The organism is Mesorhizobium sp. C277A (assembly GCF_040324395.1).
GTDB lineage: Bacteria > Pseudomonadota > Alphaproteobacteria > Rhizobiales > Rhizobiaceae > Mesorhizobium.
Genome location: NZ_JAMYVW010000002.1, coordinates 4,704,522 through 4,723,050 on the forward strand (window position 1 = coordinate 4,704,522; position 18,529 = coordinate 4,723,050).

The 18,529-nt window shown below is 63.5% G+C and carries 16 protein-coding genes and 1 pseudogene; 2 read left to right on the forward strand and 15 right to left on the reverse strand.

The features are described 5' to 3' along the window. Window positions 1-53 precede the first annotated feature (53 nt). Window positions 54-1,031 carry a TRAP transporter substrate-binding protein gene (locus tag NKK52_RS23215; RefSeq protein WP_023684104.1) on the reverse strand — a complete coding sequence of 326 codons (978 nt, stop codon included), beginning with the start codon at window positions 1,029-1,031 and terminating at the stop codon, window positions 54-56. Window positions 1,032-1,069: 38 nt separating this feature from the next. Beyond that, on the reverse strand, window positions 1,070-2,479 hold the full coding sequence (gene uxaC / locus NKK52_RS23220) for a glucuronate isomerase (protein ID WP_352629921.1): 1,410 nt from the start codon (window positions 2,477-2,479) through the stop codon (window positions 1,070-1,072). A 175-nt stretch (window positions 2,480-2,654) separates the two neighbouring features. Here uxaC and NKK52_RS23225 point away from each other — a divergent pair, with 175 nt between their 5' ends. Next, window positions 2,655-4,163, forward strand: a complete 1,509-nt coding sequence (locus NKK52_RS23225) for a mannitol dehydrogenase family protein (RefSeq protein WP_023684103.1) — start codon at window positions 2,655-2,657, stop codon at window positions 4,161-4,163. 28 nt (window positions 4,164-4,191) lie between these two features. Here the strand turns inward: NKK52_RS23225 and lepB are convergent, their stop codons facing one another. The 7 genes from lepB to NKK52_RS23260 form a co-directional block, all read right to left on the reverse strand. Then, window positions 4,192-4,938: a signal peptidase I gene (lepB, locus tag NKK52_RS23230; protein WP_033000414.1), complete on the reverse strand. Its 747-nt coding sequence runs from the start codon at window positions 4,936-4,938 to the stop codon at window positions 4,192-4,194. A 525-nt stretch (window positions 4,939-5,463) separates the two neighbouring features. Further along, entirely contained in the window at window positions 5,464-5,871 is a 408-nt protein-coding gene (locus tag NKK52_RS23235) for a F0F1 ATP synthase subunit epsilon (protein WP_023668674.1), read from the reverse strand. A gap of 109 nt (window positions 5,872-5,980) precedes the next feature. After that, window positions 5,981-7,552, reverse strand: coding sequence for a F0F1 ATP synthase subunit beta (gene atpD / locus NKK52_RS23240; protein WP_023668673.1), 1,572 nt, complete (start codon window positions 7,550-7,552; stop codon window positions 5,981-5,983). Between the two features lie 70 nt (window positions 7,553-7,622). Next, the gene (locus tag NKK52_RS23245; protein ID WP_023668672.1) at window positions 7,623-8,507 is read right to left on the reverse strand and encodes a F0F1 ATP synthase subunit gamma; all 885 of its coding nucleotides are present in this window, start codon (window positions 8,505-8,507) and stop codon (window positions 7,623-7,625) included. A gap of 34 nt (window positions 8,508-8,541) precedes the next feature. Continuing rightward, a complete protein-coding gene (gene atpA / locus NKK52_RS23250; RefSeq protein ID WP_023684101.1) occupies window positions 8,542-10,071 on the reverse strand; it encodes a F0F1 ATP synthase subunit alpha in 1,530 nt (509 codons plus the stop codon). Further along, complete coding sequence (locus tag NKK52_RS23255) at window positions 10,071-10,631, reverse strand: F0F1 ATP synthase subunit delta (RefSeq protein ID WP_023684100.1); 561 nt, start codon at window positions 10,629-10,631, stop codon at window positions 10,071-10,073. The genes atpA and NKK52_RS23255 overlap by 1 nt, the downstream gene beginning before the upstream one ends. Before the next feature lie 246 nt (window positions 10,632-10,877). Beyond that, the gene (locus NKK52_RS23260) at window positions 10,878-11,273 is read right to left on the reverse strand and encodes an AGROH133_08824 family phage infection protein (RefSeq protein ID WP_023684099.1); all 396 of its coding nucleotides are present in this window, start codon (window positions 11,271-11,273) and stop codon (window positions 10,878-10,880) included. 138 nt (window positions 11,274-11,411) lie between these two features. On the opposite strand from NKK52_RS23260, the gene NKK52_RS23265 reads away from it, so the two are divergent. Next, window positions 11,412-11,600, forward strand: coding sequence for a hypothetical protein (locus tag NKK52_RS23265; protein WP_023684098.1), 189 nt, complete (start codon window positions 11,412-11,414; stop codon window positions 11,598-11,600). A gap of 16 nt (window positions 11,601-11,616) precedes the next feature. On the opposite strand, the gene NKK52_RS23270 is transcribed toward NKK52_RS23265, so the two are convergent. From NKK52_RS23270 to NKK52_RS23295, 6 genes and pseudogenes are all read right to left on the reverse strand, one after another. Further along, window positions 11,617-12,312, reverse strand: coding sequence for an aspartate/glutamate racemase family protein (locus NKK52_RS23270; protein WP_023684097.1), 696 nt, complete (start codon window positions 12,310-12,312; stop codon window positions 11,617-11,619). Window positions 12,313-12,422: 110 nt separating this feature from the next. After that, a complete protein-coding gene (locus NKK52_RS23275) occupies window positions 12,423-13,757 on the reverse strand; it encodes a lysine N(6)-hydroxylase/L-ornithine N(5)-oxygenase family protein (protein ID WP_023684096.1) in 1,335 nt (444 codons plus the stop codon). After that, entirely contained in the window at window positions 13,754-15,574 is a 1,821-nt protein-coding gene (locus NKK52_RS23280; RefSeq protein WP_050588639.1) for an IucA/IucC family protein, read from the reverse strand. Before NKK52_RS23280 ends, NKK52_RS23275 begins: the two co-directional genes overlap by 4 nt. Further along, window positions 15,571-16,635 (reverse strand): GNAT family N-acetyltransferase, encoded by a 1,065-nt coding sequence (locus NKK52_RS23285; protein WP_023684094.1) that lies wholly within the window; start codon window positions 16,633-16,635, stop codon window positions 15,571-15,573. The genes NKK52_RS23280 and NKK52_RS23285 overlap by 4 nt, the downstream gene beginning before the upstream one ends. Further along, on the reverse strand, window positions 16,632-17,360 hold the full coding sequence (locus NKK52_RS23290) for an IucA/IucC family C-terminal-domain containing protein (protein ID WP_245263113.1): 729 nt from the start codon (window positions 17,358-17,360) through the stop codon (window positions 16,632-16,634). The genes NKK52_RS23285 and NKK52_RS23290 overlap by 4 nt, the downstream gene beginning before the upstream one ends. Next, a pseudogene (locus NKK52_RS23295) lies at window positions 17,337-18,454 on the reverse strand (IucA/IucC family protein); the annotation flags it as partial. The pseudogene NKK52_RS23295 and the gene NKK52_RS23290, both read right to left, overlap by 24 nt. Between the last annotated feature and the right edge of the window lie 75 nt (window positions 18,455-18,529).

The window sequence follows — 18,529 nt, forward strand, 5'->3', positions numbered from 1 at the left end:
TCCGTCCCCTAAAAGCGATTGGCGGGGCGGCGCCATGCCGCCCCGCCAGAAAATCACTTGGTCGCCTGGATGCGCGTCGCGAGGTCCTTGAGTTCCGGCGTCTTCAGATACTTGTCGTAGACCGGCTTCATCGCATCGATCAGCGGCTGCTTGTCGATCTCGCTGACCTTGACGCCGGCCTTCTCGACGATCTCTCGCGACTTCTTCTCCTGCGCGTCCCACAATTCGCGCATCTTGACGACGCTGTCCTTGGCCGCCTGCTTGACGATCGCCTGGTCTTCCGGCGTCAGTCTGTCCCAGCTCGACTTCGACATTACCAGCACTTCCGGCACGATCTGGTGCTGGTCGACGGTATAGTGCTTGGCGACTTCGTAGTGCTTGGCGGATTCGAAGCTGGGCCAGTTGTTCTCGGCGCCGTCGATGACGCCGGTTTCGAGCGCCGAATAGACCTCGCCATAGGCCATCGGCGTGGCATTTGCGCCAAGCGCGTTGACCATGTCGACGAACACGTCGGACTGGATGACGCGGAACTTCATGCCTTTCAGATCGGCGATCGAGGTGATGTCCTTCTTGGTGTTGTAGAAGGAGCGGGCGCCGGAATCGTAGAAGGCAAGGCCGACCAGATCATGCGTCTCGAATGCCTTGAGGATCTCGTCGCCGATCGGCCCGTCCATGACATGGCGCATGTGCTCGACCGAACGGAACATGTAGGGCAGCGACGGCACCGCGGTTTCCGGCACGATGCCGTTGAACGGACCCATCGAGACGCGGTTCAGATCGATGACACCGGTCTGCGTCTGCTCGATCGTGTCCTTTTCCTCGCCGAGCTGCGCCGAATGATAGACCTCGACCGAATAGCGGCCGGCGGTGCGCTCCTTGATGAGCTCGCCGAGATATTTGACCGCCTCGACGGTCGGATACCCGTCCGGATGGGTGTCGGCCGAGCGCAGTACGGTCTGGGCGCCGGCAACGCCGATCATCAGCGAGCCGAAGGCGAATGTGGCTGCCATCAGTTTTGAAAAATGCAACATGACTGTCTTCCTCCCTTTTAAAATTCCACGCGCCCGGCTCACAGCCGGTACGCCTTCTTGGCAAGCGTGTAGGCAAGCTCCCGCGCCAGCTCATGCGCCTCGTCCTCACGCAGCCGGTGCTCGGCGACGAGACGGGCGAGAAAGGCGCAGTCAACCCGGCGCGCCACATCGTGACGGGCGGGAATCGACGGAAAGGCACGGGTGTCATCGTTGAAGCCGATGGTGTTGTAGAAGCCGGCGGTCTCGGTGGTCATCTCGCGGAACCGGCGCATGCCTTCCGGACTGTCGTGGAACCACCAGGCCGGCCCGAGCTTCAACGCCGGATAGACGCCGGCCAGCGGCGCCAGTTCGCGCGCGTAGCTGGTCTCGTCGAGCGTGAACAGAATGATGGAGAGGTCGCGCTCCAGCCCGACGCAGTCGAGCAAGGGTTTGAGCGCCGCGGCATAGTCGGTGCGGGTCGGAATATCGAAGCCTTTGTCGCGGCCGAATTTTTGGAAAACACCAGGCGAGTGGTTGCGCCAGGAGCCGGGATGGATCTGCATGACCAGCCCGTCGTCGCGGCTCATCTTGGCCATTTCGGTCAGCATCTGGGCGCGAAACAGCTTGCGCTCGCGCTCGTCGTCCGAGCCGCGGCGGATGCGGTTGAACAGCTCTTCCGCCGCCGCATCGGAAAGATTGGCGGTCTCGGCCGTCGGATGGCCGTGATCCGACGAGGTTGCGCCGAAACTTTTGAAGAAGGCGCGGCGCTGGCGATGGGCGTCGAGATAGCCGACCCATGTGCCGGTGTCGCAGCCGGCGATCTCGCCCAGACGATCGAGATTGGCCGAAAATCCTTCGAAGTCGGGATCGACGACGGCATCCGGCCTGTAGGCAGTGACGACGCGGCCCTGCCAGCCGCTGTCGCGGATCGTCTTGTGCCATTGGAGATCGTCGAGTGCGCCCTCGGTCGTCGCGATGACCTCGATGTTGAAGCGCTCGAACAGCGCGCGTGGGCGATAATCGTCGCGCTGCAAAAGCGCCGCGATGGTGTCGTAATGGCGGCTAGCGGTGCTGGCGTTGAGCGGCTCTTCGATGCCGAACAGATGCTCGAGCACATGGTCGAGCCACAACCGCGTCGGCGTGCCGCGGAAGAGGTAATAGTGCTCGGCGAAGCGCCGCCAGATCGCCCTGGGATCGGTCTCGACCGGCGAGCCGTCGTGGGTCGGGACGCCGAGATCTTCCAGCCGCACGCCCTGGCTGAACAGCATACGGAAAATGTAGTGGTCGGGCACCACCAGCAATTGCGCGGGATCGGGGAATGGCTCGTTGAGCGCATACCAACGCGGATCGGTGTGGCCGTGCGGGCTGATGATCGGCAGGTCCTTGATGCCGGCATGGAGATCGCGCGCGATCGACAGCGCGCGCCCTTCGGCGGCAAAAAGCAGATCCGGATCGGTCAGTCCCGCCACGTCGTTCCTCCCAGGGGCGATATCGGTAGGATTGGAAAGAAATAATGTCAACATACAAAAACTGGATTGTTGTATGATGACTTTTAACCGGCGTCAGGTCATTGTGCAGCGGAAGAGCGGATGTTACGCCGCTAGCAGATCCCGCCCCGCACACCATCCAGCGACAAGCCGCGCCATGACCAGCAGACGCCTTTCCAACGCAACAGTGCAATCCTTGCCGGCCTCGGTCGCGGTCCCCCCCTATGATCGCGCCAGTGTCGCCCCAGGCATCGTCCATCTCGGCGTTGGAGCCTTCCACCGTGCCCATCAGGCCGCCTATGTCGATGACTGCCTAGCGGCCGGCGAGACCGGCTGGGGCATTGTCGGCGTCTCGCTGCGCAGCCCCGACACGCGCGATGCGCTGACGCCACAGGACGGGCTCTACACGCTGGCGGTGCGCGGCAGCGATGGCGAAGCGCTGCACATTATCGGCTCGATCCAGTCGATGCTGGTCGCGCCGGAAGACCCCGGCGCGGTGCTGGCCGCGCTGACCGACCCGCGCACCCGCATCGTCACCCTGACCATCACCGAAAAGGCCTATCTCAGGGCCGCCGACGGCAGCCTCGACGAAAACCATCCCGATATCGTCCACGATCTGGGCAATCCCGGATCTCCCAGGACAGCGCATGGATTCCTGGCGGAAGCGCTGGTGCGACGCCGGGCCGCCGGCACGCCGCCCTTCACCGTGCTTTGCTGCGACAACCTGCCGGCCAATGGCGCCACGCTGCACCGGCTGCTGGTCGGGTTTGCAAAACTGCGCGATGCCGGCGCTGCTGCTTCAGGCGACGCTGCCCTCGCCGGTCATATAGCCGATGACGTTGCATTCCCATCGAGCATGGTCGACCGCATCGTGCCGGCAACCACCGATGCCGACCGGGCGCGCATCGCGGTCGAACTCGGCCTCGAGGACGCCTGGCCGGTGATGACCGAACCGTTCCGGCAATGGGTGATCGAAAACAGGTTTCCAGCCGGCCGCCCGGCCTGGGAGAAATTCGGCGTCACCATGGTCGAGGATGTCCGGCCGTTCGAGGACATGAAGCTTCGGCTGCTCAACGGCGCCCATTCGGGCATCGCCTATATCGGCCTGCTCAGCGGCCACGTCACCGTCGACCGCGCCTTCGCGGATCCCGCGATCCGCGCGTTCGTCGACCGGCTCTGGGCCGAGGCCATCCCGACATTGCCTGGGGATGCCGGGCTCGACACGTCAGCCTATACGGCCGAACTTGCCGAACGTTTCTCCAACACCGCGCTGGCCCACCGCACCGCGCAGATCGCCAATGACGGCAGCCAGAAATTGCCGCAACGCATTGTCGCTACCGCCATCGAGCGCATCCAGGCCGGCCTGGTCCCGGAGCATCTGACGCTGGTGATCGCCGCCTGGATCGCCGCCTGCGAGGCGCGCGGCAAGGACCTGCCGGAAGCCCACTTTACCGATCCGCTCGACGCGGCGCTGGCGGCGCTCGACGAACGACGGATGCTGGAACGAGTAGCGGCGGTGTTCGACTGGGCCGGCTTCGCCAGCGGCAAGCCCGAGCGGCAGACGCTGATCGAACTGGTCGCCGCTCATCGCGAGCATATCCTGCAAGGCGGGATCGTGCTTGCGCTCTCAGCGCTCGGCATACCGGAGCCGATAAACGTAGGCTGAAGCTGGTCCGGAACCGCCCATTTCAAGCCTATTGTCCCGCCGGAGCGTCCAGCCTCTGCCGCGACGAATACTCCGTGCCTTGCGAATTCCAGAACAGTCGCACTGCCTTGCCGACCAGGTTTTCGGCAGGAACGAAGCCGACACTGAGCCGGCTATCGGAGGAACTATCCCTGTTGTCGCCAAGCACGAAATAGTGGCCTTCGGGCACGTCGAACACCCGCGTGTTGTCGGTTATTGAATTGTCCGTAAGACTGATGACGGAATAGGAAACGCCGTTGGGGAGGGTTTCACGTTGCAGTCTGGCGCTTTGGGGAGAGTCCTCGGAGCTGTACGGACCAACATCCTCGAGTTTGACCGCCACACCATTGATGCGAAGGATTCCGTCGACCATCTGGATTTTGTCGCCCGGCAGTCCAACGACCCGCTTGACGTAGTCGATGCTCGGATCCGCTGGAAATTTGAACACCACAATATCTCCGCGCTTCGGCTCGGCGGCAAAGATCCGGCCTTCGAAGGGCAGCAGCCCAAGAGGAACACTGTAGCGGCTGTAACCATAGGCAAACTTCGAGACGAAGAAATAGTCGCCGAGTTCCAGCGTTGGTGTCATGCTGCCTGCCGGGGTCGAAAACGGCTGGAAGAGGAATGTGCGGATCGCTAACGCGGCTCCGTAGGAGGTCAGCACGGCCAACAGCAGCACCGAAAGGCCGTGTGAATACCACCGGTTCGGTCTGTATCGTGACGCGAAAGGCACGACGAGCGCTACCCACAGGACCATGAGACCTAAACTGGAGAGATCCACCAGCCAGGCGAGATCGACCCCCGGCAGAACCGGGAATCCCACATATGTCAGCGCAATGCTTATGGCGCTGATCACCATCAGGCTGGCAACCGCCGGCCGGCCGGCGCCGATCCAAAGGAACCCGCCGAACGGACCGCCAAAGGCCGCGATCAGCGCCGTCGTCCACCGGGATCGCGAGGCCGCTTCCGGTTGCGTTGTCTGTTCCGTCATCGGCCACCCCAAATCGATAGACAGCCGGACTGTCGAACAACCAGAAAGCAGGGGCAAGCCCCGATCCGACTGTACCGCCGCAGCCAAATCGCGGTTCCGCCGGCGCCATCGCCTAATACAAGCTCATCTCGCCCTGACTGGCAGCCGGCATGCCGCCACCCGATCTGATCATGCTGGCTGCCCGCTCTGAAATCCCGCCAAGGCCCAGCGCCTATGCGAGACGATCCAGGATGGCGGCCGCAACAAAAAAGCCGGGCTGAGCCCGGCCTTTTCTTCAAGTCATTCTGCGGCTTACGCCGGCAGCAGCGCGCCTTCGAGCGTGGTAAGCTGGCTAAGGAACTGCTCCGCCTTGCTGCGGCTCTGGTCGTCCTTGGCGTCGGCGGCGTCTTCCTTGGCTTCCTGGATGCGGCGGGCGAGATCGGCGCGGTCGATATCGCCGACGGCGACCGCCGATTCGGCGAGCAGCGTGCAGCCGGCAGGGACGATGTCGGCAAAGCCGCCGAACACCACATAGCGCTCTTCCTTGCCGCCGGCGGTCTTCAGCGTGACGACGCCCGGCTTGATCGTGGTCATGACTGGCGCATGGTGCGCCATGACTGTCATTTCACCTTCGGCGCCTGGAATGACGACGGACTCGACCTGCTCGGAAACCAGGAGGCGCTCCGGCGAGACCAGTTCGAACTTGAAAGCTTCAGCCATGTCAATTTAGTGAGTAGGGAATAGTGAGTAGGGAGTAGGGAGAGGACAGCTGTCCTGATCACCCGGCCGCTATTCACTACTGACTACTGACTACTCCCTATTGCCTTGATTACGCTGCTTCAGCCGCCAGGCGCTGAGCCTTCTCGACCGCTTCGTCGATGCCGCCGACCATGTAGAAGGCGGCTTCCGGCAGGTGATCGTAGTCGCCGTTGCAGAGGCCCTTGAAGCCCTTGATTGTGTCGGCGAGGTCGACCAGCTTGCCCGGCGCACCCGTAAACACTTCGGCGACGAAGAACGGCTGCGACAGGAAGCGCTCGATCTTGCGGGCGCGGGCCACCGTCTGCTTGTCCTCTTCCGACAGCTCATCCATGCCAAGGATGGCGATAATGTCCTGCAGTGACTTATAGCGCTGGAGGATCGACTGCACCTGGCGGGCGACGGCATAGTGCTCCTCGCCGACGACCAGCGGATCGAGCATGCGCGAGGTCGAGTCGAGCGGATCGACGGCGGGGTAGATGCCCTTTTCCGAGATCGCGCGGTTGAGCACGGTCGTCGCGTCCAGGTGGGCAAACGAGGTCGCAGGCGCCGGGTCGGTCAAATCGTCGGCCGGCACGTAGATCGCCTGCACCGAAGTGATCGAACCCTTGGTCGTTGTGGTGATGCGTTCCTGCAGCGCACCCATGTCGGTGGCCAGCGTTGGCTGGTAACCCACGGCCGAAGGAATACGGCCGAGCAGCGCCGACACTTCAGAACCGGCCTGCGTGAAGCGGAAGATGTTGTCGACGAAGAACAGCACGTCCTGGCCCTGGTCGCGGAAATATTCGGCGACAGTCAGGCCGGTCAGGCCGACGCGGGCACGCGCGCCCGGCGGCTCGTTCATCTGGCCATAGACCAGTGCCGCCTTGGAGCCTTCGCCGCCGCCCTTCTTGTTGACGCCGGACTCGATGAACTCGTGATAAAGATCGTTGCCCTCGCGGGTGCGCTCGCCGACGCCGGCGAACACCGAGAAGCCGCCATGCGCCTTGGCGACGTTGTTGATCAGCTCCTGGATCAGAACCGTCTTGCCGACGCCGGCGCCGCCGAACAGGCCGATCTTGCCTCCGCGGGCGTAGGGCGCCAGAAGGTCGAGCACCTTGATGCCGGTGATCAGGATCTGCGCTTCCGTCGACTGTTCGACATAGGTAGGCGCCGGCTGGTGGATGGCGCGCATCTCGATGCCGTCGACCGGGCCTTCTTCGTCGACCGGCTCGCCGATGACGTTGATGATGCGGCCGAGCATGCCCGGGCCGACCGGAACGGTGATCGGCGCGCCGGTGTCATAGACGTCCTGGCCGCGAACCAGGCCTTCGGTGGAATCCATGGCGATGCAGCGCACGGTGTTTTCGCCCAGATGCTGGGCAACTTCGAGCACCAGGCGGTTGCCGACATTGGAGGTTTCGATGGCGTTCAAAATGGCCGGCAGATGATCGCCGAACTGCACGTCGACGACGGCGCCGATGACCTGGCGAACCTTGCCGATGGCGCCGGTCTTCTTGACGGCAACGCTCGTCGTCTTCGCTGCCGGGGCCGCGGCCTTGGCGGGCGCGGCCGCCTTCTTGGCCGGAGCGGCCTTCGCCGCTGCTGCCGGAGCCTTTGCGGCCGCTTTGGGGGCCGTCTTCGCGGGGGTCGCTGCTTTCGCCATCGTCTTTACCCTTCTCGTCCTTTGTTTCTCACGCTCCATCAGAAGGTCGATGACCTCCTGGCGGTCGCGCCTAGAGCGCTTCGGCGCCCGAAATGATTTCGATCAGTTCCTTGGTGATCTGCGCCTGCCGCTGGCGGTTATAGGTGATCGACAGTTTGTTGATCATGTCGCCGGCATTGCGCGTTGCATTGTCCATGGCGCTCATTTTGGCGCCCATCTCGCCGGCTGCGTTTTCGAGCAGCGCGCGGAAGACCTGGACCGAGATGTTGCGCGGAATGAGGTCGGTGAGGATCTCGCCCGGCTCCGGCTCGTATTCGTAGACGGCATTGCCACCGGCGGTCGCTTCGGCGGGAGCGGAAGCCACGCCGGCAGGAATGATCTGCTGCGCGGTCGGAATCTGGCTGATCACCGACTTGAACTGCGAATAAAACAGCGTGCAGATATCGAAGCCGCCTTCGCCGAACAGATGGATGATCTTACGGGCGATCGCATCGGCATTGACGAAGCCGAGCTTCTTGACATCGCGCAGGTCGACGCGGTCGATAATCAGCGAGGCATAGTCTCGGCGCAGAATGTCGAAACCCTTCTTGCCGACGCAGATGATCTTGACCTGCTTGCCGTCGGCCAGAAGCCGGCGGATATGGTCGCGGGCCAGACGTGCGATCTGCGAGTTGAAGCCGCCGCACAGGCCGCGCTCGGCGGTGCAGACGACGAGCAGATGCACATCGTCCTTGCCGGTGCCGGTCATCAGCGCCGGGGCATCGCCGCCGCCGCCGATCGCCTGCGTGATATTGGCCAGCACCGCACCCATCCGCTCGGAATAGGGACGCGCCGCCTCCGCTGCTTCCTGCGCGCGGCGCAGCTTCGCCGCGGCGACCATCTGCATCGCCTTGGTGATCTTCTGCGTCGCCTTGACCGAGGCGATACGGTTACGAAGGTCTTTTAATGAAGGCATGCTTCAAACCTGATCCCGAGCGTCCGGCTTCTTCTCAAGCGAAGGTCTTGGCGAAGGCGTCGATCTCGGCCTTCAGCTTGGCGCGCAGATCGTCCGACAGCGCCTTTTCCTTGCGGATGCCGTCCAGCACGTCCTTGCCGGCCGAGCGCATATGGCTGAGCAGGCCGTGCTCGAACTTGCCGACCTGGTTCAGCGCCAGCTTGTCGAGATAGCCGTTGACGCCGGCGAAGATCACCGTGACCTGCTCCTCGACCTTGAGGGGCGAGAACTGCGGCTGCTTCAACAGTTCGGTCAGGCGCGAGCCGCGGTTGAGCAGGCGCTGCGTGGCGGCGTCGAGATCGGAGCCGAACTGCGCGAACGCAGCCATTTCGCGGTACTGCGCGAGCTCGCCCTTGATCGAGCCGGCGACCTGCTTCATCGCCTTGATTTGCGCCGACGAACCGACGCGCGACACCGACAGGCCGACGTTGACCGCCGGACGGATGCCCTGGAAGAACAGGTTGGTTTCGAGGAAGATCTGGCCGTCGGTGATCGAGATCACGTTGGTCGGGATGTAGGCCGACACGTCGTTGGCCTGCGTCTCGATGATCGGCAGCGCGGTCAGCGAACCGCCACCCAGATCGTCGTTGAGCTTGGCGGCGCGCTCGAGCAGGCGCGAATGCAGGTAGAACACGTCGCCCGGATAGGCTTCGCGACCCGGCGGGCGGCGCAGCAAGAGCGACATCTGGCGATAGGCGACGGCCTGCTTCGACAGATCGTCATAGCTGATCAGCGCATGCATGCCGTTGTCGCGGAAATATTCGCCCATGGTGGCGCCGGTGAACGGCGCCAGGAACTGCATCGGCGCCGGATCGGAAGCGGTGGCGGCGACGATGATCGAATATTCAAGCGCGCCGCGCTCTTCGAGAACCTTCACGAACTGCGCGACCGTCGAGCGCTTCTGCCCGATGGCGACGTAGACGCAGTAGAGCTTTTCCTTTTCTGGCCCGTTGTCGTGCACGGCCTTCTGGTTGAGCATCGTGTCGAGGATGATCGCGGTCTTGCCGGTCTGGCGATCGCCGATGACCAGCTCGCGCTGGCCGCGGCCAACCGGGATCAGCGCATCGATGGCCTTGAGGCCGGTCGACATCGGCTCGTTGACCGACTTGCGCGGGATGATGCCTGGCGCCTTGACGTCGACGCGTTTGCGTTCGGTCGCCTTGATCGGGCCCTTGCCGTCGATCGGATTCCCGAGCGCGTCGACGACGCGGCCGAGCAGGCCCATGCCGACAGGCGTATCGACGATGGCGCCGGTGCGTTTGACGATGTCGCCTTCCTTGATGTCGCGGTCGGCGCCGAAGATGACGACGCCGACATTGTCGGCTTCGAGGTTGAGCGCCATGCCGCGGATGCCGCCGGGGAATTCGACCATTTCGCCGGCCTGGACATTGTCGAGGCCGTAGACGCGAGCGATACCGTCACCGACGGACAGCACCTGGCCGACTTCGGAGACCTCGGCCTCCTTGCCGAAATTCTTGATCTGGTCTTTGAGAATTGCGGAAATTTCCGCGGCGCGGATGTCCATCAGCCGACCTCTTTCAGTGCAAGCTTGAGCGAATTGAGTTTGGTTTTGAGCGACGTATCGATCTGGCGCGAGCCCATCTTGACCACCAGCCCGCCGAGCAGCGACGGATCGACGGTAACAGTGATGGCCACGTCCTTGCCGGCGACGCCTTTCAGCGCGGCCTTGAGTTCGGTCTGCTGGGCAGCCGTCAGTTCATGCGCCGAAGTGACCTCGGCTGATGTCTCACCGCGCTGTTCGGCGGCGATCTTGCGAAAAGCCTTGATCATGCCGGGCACCGCGAAGAGCCGGCGGTTGCGGGCGACGACGCGCAGAAAATTGCCGGTCAGGCCGGTGATGCCGGCTTTGTCGGCGATCGACGCGATTGCCTTGGCCTGGTCCTCGCTGGAGAACACCGGGCTGTTGATGAGGCGCGTCAGGTCGGCGCTGTCATCCAGCATCTTGGCGAAACTGTTGAGGTCGGCCTCGACCTTGGCCACCGAATTCGACTGCCGCGCAAGTTCGAACAGCGAACCCGCGTAGCGTTCTGCGACACCTGAGATTGGCGATGACGATTGAGCCACGGACCGTCTTTTCTCTTGTCTGAGGGGCCGCAGATTGTTGGCGCGAGCAAAAACTCTGGCTAAATCTTTGACCTTACTAAGTTTTTCCAAGCACGGAGGCGCGGCTTCCGCTATCCCCGGCCGAAAGTCGATTGCCGTCTAGCACAGGCATTTTAAGACCGCAATGCGTCGTCCCGCATGCTTTTCGGGCACTATTGTCGCATCCGGCCGCAGAGTTCAACTGAAGCCTTTGGATTGGCTGCCGATTCAGGGCAGAAAGCCGAAGACGAAGGCAAGCGGCAACGCGGCCAGGACGAGTTCGACGACGATCGACGCCCAGTTGAAAGGCGTGTTGGCGCCGTCCGACATCATCGACAGCAAACGGCCAAAAGCGGTGAACAGCCAGGAAAAGCCGAGTGCCATATAGAGCCACGGCTGCGCCAACAGAATGCAGCACAGGCTGACGCCGAGATAGAAGCCCGACATGCGGCCGCGCCCTTCCGCGATTGCCGCTGCCCTTTCGGGCCGGACCTGCAGCCGCAGAATCCGAAATGCCAGCCCTGGCGCGAGGAAAAACAGCAGACCGAGCGCCAAGGTGACGACGGCGCTAGACCAAGCCAGCCATTCGCCCTGGCTGGTCGGCCACGGAAACGCAAATTCCATCTTGCTTTCATCCCCTCACAGCAATGCCGGATGTATTGAATGTCGCTGCAAAAAGAAGTCAAGCGCGCGGCAGTTTTGGCACGCAATTCGTGAAGGAGCGGAAGGCTGTTTAGGCCGCGCGCGCGTCCGGCCAGCATCGTGGCCAACCTGTATTATCAGGCGACGCCTCCCTCCTATCTGCAGGACCGGTTTTGCACAGCCAAAGGCCCCGACACCGATCGCCTTTATTTCCTGACCAAGCACCTCAATCTGGCCGGCACGGAAGCAGATCGATGGAAGCTGAAAGTGGCCGGCAGCGGCAATGTCGCCGTGGCTGCCCAGCCCTGATGCTTTTTTTGACCCTTCAGGGCAGCATGAATGCGACCGCCGCCTCGGCATGGATGCGCGTGGTGTCGAACACCGGAATGTCGAAATCGCGCTCGCCAATCAACATGGTGATCTCGGTGCAGCCCATGATGACGCCATCGATCTTCTCATCGCGCCGCAGACGGGCGACCTCGTCGATATAGGCCGCCTTCGATGCCGCGTTGACGATGCCCCGGCAGAGCTCGTCGTAGATTACCTGGTGCACCATGTCGCGCCCGGCCTGGTCCGGCACCACGGGCTGCAGCCCGTATTTCTCCGTCAGCCGGCCCTTGTAGAAATCCTGCTCCATGGTGAAGCGGGTCGCCAGCAGCGCCGGCCGCTTGACGCCGGCGCCCTTGACCGCGACGGCCGTGGCGTCGGCAATGTGGATAAGCGGGATCGACACCGCCGCCTGCACCCGGTCGGCGAGCTTGTGCATGGTGTTGGTGCAGATCAAAAGCCCCTCTGCGCCGCCCGCCTCCAGCTTGCGCGCCGCATCCGCCAGCAGCACGCCCGCACTGTCCCAGTCGCCATGATGCTGCCGGTCGGCGATTTCGGCGAAGTCGAAGGAATAGAGCAACAGCTTTGCCGAATGCAGCCCGCTCAGCCGCTCGCGCACGATCTCGTTGAGCAGGCGATAATAGATCGCCGTCGATTCCCAGCTCATGCCGCCGATAAGGCCAAGGGTTTTCATGCGCTGAGCCTCCAGCAGGACCGAACGATCTCTCTCACAGAAAAGCTTTACGGGTCGATGTCAATCTTAACGCGCGCCGTACCACGCTCTTCGGCCCGCCTCCACAAACATCACCGCGCGCCCGATTCGGTCATCCTCGCATTGGCGCCGAGATGATGCAGGCTTTGTGTCGTGTGCCTTGAACTCCAGGCAACCGGCGGATCGGGCAGATCGAGATCGAACTGTGCCCGCCCGAGCAGCGAATTGACGATCTTGGCGCTGCGCCAAGCCATCAGGCTGAGCTGCGGCTCGGCTATGCCATGGCTGAGCCGGCCGGCATTGAGTGCGTAGATCCGGCGGTCGTCGGGCCCGTCCCATTCGACCTCGAAGCTGGCGTTGAGCCTGTAATGACCGCGCTCGTCCAGCGCGATCCTGTTCATGAGCGGTGCCATGCAATCAGGAATGGCAAAGGCATAGCCGGTGGCCAGAACCACCGCATCGACGGTGCGCGTCTCGATGGCGCCGTCGAAGCCGTTGCGCATGATCAGCCGGTATTCGCTGCCTTCCCGCGTCACGTTCAGCACTTCGCGGTGCGGCGTCATGTTGACCGCCGTCGTTTCCTCCGAGAGGTGCCGCAGCGTGTAAAGCTGGCGATAGATCGCCTTCAGCGTGCTCGTCGATGCGCCGTCACCGGCAAGCAGTTGCTGTTCCAGGATCGTCTCGCGCCGCCCTTGCGGCAACCGATGGAAGTTTTCGACATAGCCCGGCGTGAAGAGTTCGTCGGTGAAAGGCGAGTCGTCCAGTGGCAGGAAATTCGGCCGCATCGAGATCCACTCGATTTCGCGGCCGGCGAAGCGGTCGGAGGAGATCAGATGCAGAAGCACTTCGGCGCCGCTCTGGCCACCGCCGATCACGGCGACACGCTGTCCGCTCAGGCGATCGAGGCGGTTGGCGGCCTGGGCGTTGTGGAAGCATTGATCGGAGGCCGCCGCCCGCGCCCAGGCGGGGATGTTGGGCACCAGCCCGACGGCAATGGCGAGATTGCGCGCGTTCACCTGCTCGCGGCCGATACGCAGCCTGAAATTCGTTCCGTCGAAGTCGATCCGGTCGACGGCGCTGGCGAAGCGCAGCGAAGACAAGTTCTCGCCGACCCATCCAAGATAGCGGGCGAATTCCGGCCGCGGGATGGCTGAGAAATCCGCGTTGAGGAATTCATAGAACCGCTTCTGCGCGACCAGATAGGACATGAACGACCATGGGCTGGTCGGATGCGTCGCGGTGACGAGATCCTTGAGGAAGGATGTCTGCAGTTCGACGCCCGGCAGCATCATACCCGGGTGCCATTCGAGCCGCGTCGCCCGATCGAAGAAGCGCGCTTCGACGCCGTCCACCGCATCGAGATGGGCGGCGAGGCTGAGATTGAACGGCCCGATGCCGATGCCTGCGAGGTCAAGCGTATGGGTCATGGCGAACTCCTTATGGAGCTGGCTGGGCTGATGGGAGATCGCCGGGCTGACTCGGGGTTAAGCGGATTGTCGAGCGGTGTGCCGAGGTCCGGCAGAGGGCGTTCGCCGCTGTCACCGTACCCGATCGCGAAGCGCACCTTGTTGATGGCGATGCGCGGAATCTTCGGCGCAAACAGATCGAACAGCACGAACCGTTCCGCCAGCTCGGTGTTCTGCGCCTGGTAGCGCCGGATGGCGCCGGCGAGGATGGCGTAGAAAGTCCTCTCGTCGAAGCGGTCATAGGCGGCCAGCGCCTCGGACAGGAAACGCAGAACGCTGACGATGTGTCCCGTTTGCAGATGCTGGAGAAGATGTGCCGGGGGCCGGCGCTTCAGCGTCGACAGGATTTTGGGGTCGAGGCCGGCCAGTTCGGGAAACGGCTGGTCGACGAGATCGAGGTCGCCCTGGAAATCCTTGACCGCCACGCCGAGAGGCGTCGCTCCGTCGAGGATGATGGTGACGTTCTGGCCATGGGCGATGAAGCCGACGCCGTAACGGCACATGAAGTGGTAGAGCGGCACGAAGGCCGTGGAGAACAGGCGATCGAGCCATGCCTCCGGACCAAGGCCGGACTGCTCCATCAGGGCGCTGGCGATCGGCCTGCCGTGGGCGTCGCGCTGCGGCAGGGCGCCCATCATCATCGGCCGCTGGCCCGCTGTCAGATCCTTTTCGGGGCTTTCGCGCCATATGGCGCCCAGCATCTCGCAAAACTGATAGGGCGCGCCTTCAACGCCGGTATAGTGCGGATGCGGATAGAAGGCGCCGGCGACTTCCTTCAGCACCTTGACGTCCTTGAGCACCGGGTCCGCGGCCGCCACCGTGGCCAGCCAGCGCGACAGATCGGCGCCGATCGCCATGTATTTGCCCGGCACGCCGCGCCACGCTGAGGTGTTGAGGACGGTCAGCGGCAGCTTGACGTGCAGCGCCTCGGGCCGTGCCACATTGGCAAGCGTGCGCAGCGACTGCAAGGGCAGGAACGGATCGCCGAACTGGCCAAGCGGCACCAGCCGGCCGGCGGCGATCTCGCTACCATATTGCGAGGCGATCATCGCCTGCCACTGCCAGGGGTGGACCGGCAGCAGCCTATGCGTCGATCGCGAGATCCCGGCGGCGCTGAAAGCCGCTTCGAGCCTTGCGCGCTCGTAGTCGCCGAGTGCGGCCTGCAGCAGCGCCTCTTCGTCGAGCCCGCAGTCAAGCGCCAGCAGGCAGCGATCGCTGGCGGCGGCAAGCCAGAAGAGCTGGAATGCGGTGGCCGATTCTGGCGCGTAGCGCTCGAAGTCGTCCCGTCCCCAGCCAAGCCGTCCCTTGTTGGCAGGGGCCTTCGGATGGCCGTCGAGCAATGCCTGCAACTCGGTATCCGGCAGCGCGGCTAGATCGGCGGCCGGTCGATTGCCGCGTGCCTTGGCGATCCGCATGTCGGCCATCAGCGTGTTGTAAAGCTCCTTCGCATAGGTGCAGAATGTTGCCGGCGACATGCCGAGCGTCTCGCGCGCGTCGGCGAAGAAGGCGACCGCATCGTCGACCGGCAGCTCGATGCCGGCGTCGCGAGTCAGCGTCTCCGGACGGACGGCGATCTGGCCCCACAGGCGCCGCGTCGCGGCAAAGCGATAGGTCACGCCGGGGCCGGGCGTCAGCTCCCATCGGCCGGGCGAAAGCTCGCGCGGCGACAGGCACTCCTCGAAGGTCAGTTCGGAAATGGCCTTGGCGACGGCGTCGCGGTTGATCGCGGCCCAGCGTGTCGCCTCCCCCGCTTTGGCAATCGGTTGCTGCACCGTCACAGCGGCACCTCGCGGAAGAAGCGCTCGCGTTCGCAGCAGACCAGCGCCGCGCGCTTGTGCGGGAAGTCGAACTCCTTGACCTTGTCGTAGGCGGCGCCGGCGCAATAGCTCAGCATCTTCTGGTGCGCGGCGCGTGGCTCGCCGACGACGCGCTGCGTGCGCGGCTCGTCGAGGAACAGATAGTGGGTGACGGAGCGGAACAGTGACAGCGTCTTCGGCCGGCCGAGATGGCGCATATTGCCGATCAGCCCATGCCAGCCGCGGTCCCAGTCGAGCGGCTCATAATAGGGCCCGAGCCGGTCCTCCTTGGCCCAGTAGAACTCGAAATAGCCGGTCGGCTCGCCGTCGAAGCTGGCGATGACGCCGAAAATATGCGGATCGCTTTCCTGCTCGGCGAGATATTTGTCGAGATCCTCATGGCTCTGGGCAAGTTCCCAGAAGAAGGCGACGCGGCCATCGTTCATCCAGCGATGGAAGAGGTCGAGATCGGTCCGGCGGTCGATCGGCCGCAGCGACACGGTGAGGCCGATTTCCGGAATCCAGCGTTCGTACATCGGGCCGCAGGGGCGCGGTTGGCGCAATGGCGGCAGCCGGTCTTCCGGGCCGATAGCGGTCGTCAATGCCGGATAGGTGACATGCGAGGCCTGGCTGCGCCACAGCAGCGGCAGCTGGCGCAGGACCGACCGATGGATGACGGCGCATTCCGGTTCACCCGGAACCGTCTCGGTGGCCAGCGCCGAAACCGGCCACAGCGTCTTGGCCGCCGGCAGGAAGGCGCAGTCGAAGGAAGGATGCAGGCGCAGCGCGGCGTCGACGAGACCTGCCAGGATTTGCGGTTGGTCGAGGCGGCCGCCAATGAACGCGACATCGTCGATGAGCAGGCGGCCATCCGCGTCGGAGATGCGGGCCTGTCCCACCGCTGTTCCCTCAGCGTTGACCAGGCTGACATGGCCATCGCCGGCACGGATGGCGAGCGGCTCCGCGGCCGAGGCCAGATGCTGCCATCCTTCGTTGCCGGCGACGGTGGCGGGTGACCAGTTTTTCGCAGCCTCGATGTTCATGCGTATTCTCTCACATGCAGGGGGTTCGGAAGCTCGACGTAACCTGCCAGCGGGTCGGTCACTTCGGTGTTCTCATTGATGTCGCGCAGCGCGATCAGGAAATTGCCCTTGGCGGCGAGCGTCGGCGCGTTGAGCAAATAGTCGACGCAGGACCGGTCAGCCATCGGCGTGGCGGCCAGCCGCTCGAGCGAGCGGCGGAATATCGCCAGCAGATCGTTTTCGTTGGTGAGGCCAGCGGCCGCAAGGGCTGCGACGGCGGCGAAAGCGCCATTGACGACCAGATAGTAGCCGAACAGCTTCGCGGCCGCTTCCGCTGGGAAGACATGATCGCCCGCCTGACCAGCCTCGGGCACGAATTCGCGCAGCCTGGGCAGGAATTCCTCGACATAACCGGTGCCCTGGCAGTCGCGAAAATAGAGCGCATTCGGCCAGCCGCCGGCGAGGCCGACGACGAGGTTTTGCTGATGGGCGCCGAACAACAGGCCGAATTCCGAGAAGGCCACAATAAACGGCACGATGGCAGTTTCGAGGAAACGCTCGAACCAGAAACGCGCCGTTTCCTCGACAGGTCGCTTCTCGTCGCGGGCGATACGGTGGACCAGGTCGGACAGATGGCTTTCGGTACGGCCGGGATGGCGCTCGCAAAGCGCGCCGAGAACGGCAGCCGGCGGACTGCCCGTGCCGCGAAACGGGTTTTCGCGGAACGAGACGATGGTGTCCGTCATCAGCCGGCCGTCTTCGTCGCGCAAGCCGAACCAGGCCGGCTCACCCAGCACCGTCATGGTCGGGCAGCGCCGCTGCAAGGCATCGCCAAGCTTGCCCTTGACCAGCCGGTGGACCGAAAGGCCGCGCCGGCACTCATGCTCCTCGACGATGCGCCTGGAATTGGTCAGGCGCAGGCTGAGCGAGAATTTCAGCATCCACTCGGCTTCAGCTGAATGAACCGTGCGCAGCGAGGTCGTGGCTGCCACGCTGGTCCGCCGAGCCCAACATCGACGATACGGCCGGCGCAAAACAGGCGCTCGACGCGGTCTTCCAGCATGAGCCGTACGGCCTGCCACGGATGCATCGGAACGAGAACCTTGCCCTGTTGCTTGCCAGCCCGAGCAAGCAGCTGCGGATCGCTGGCGGCAAGCCCGCGGACCATCTCGGTGACATCTAGTGGCTCGACGCTGCCCCCAGTGAGGATGGTCGGGTCGACGGCCCACCAGCGCAGTTTGAACGCATTGCAGTATTCATGCCCGAAGCGCGCGGAATCCGTGTGCGTGAACTCTTCGCGACTCATCGGCGCCGGATGCACGGCATGGCCGAAGCGCAGGGCGCTTTCGGCGTCGATGAAATCAGGATCGCCTTCGGAGAAGGGCCGCGACGATCCACGCGCCGCAGTCGCGTCAGCGATTGCGGCGATGCTGGCCAGGCTGCGGCGCAGGAAGGTCAGTCGGCTTTTCGCTGTCGCCCGGCCGGCAATGTCGGGATCCGCCAGGATCAGCGCCAAAAGGCTGAAAAGGTCGATCTCGGTCGCTTCGCAATCGGCCCCCTCGTTACTAATATCGAGGCGCCAGAGCGGCATCGCTAAATCGTGGTAACCAACCTTCGAGCGATGCCGCGCCTCGACGAGCACCGCCGCGCGCGAGGCAGGGAAATTCAGACGCAGCACGGCTGCCTGCGGCCGAAACAGCCCGGTTTGCCTGGCGTTGACGAATTCCCAGCCATCCCATTCACGCAGCAACGCGTTGAGTAACGGGCTTAATGCTGAGGAAGATTCAGGTTTTACTTGTTCCATGTGCATCCCCATAAATCCTAATAATACTGAATGCATTTACGTTTATACATTGTCGTCTTTAAACATTTGTGTTGATTAACTGTTCTAAACAAGAAATAAGCTTGGTCTTAT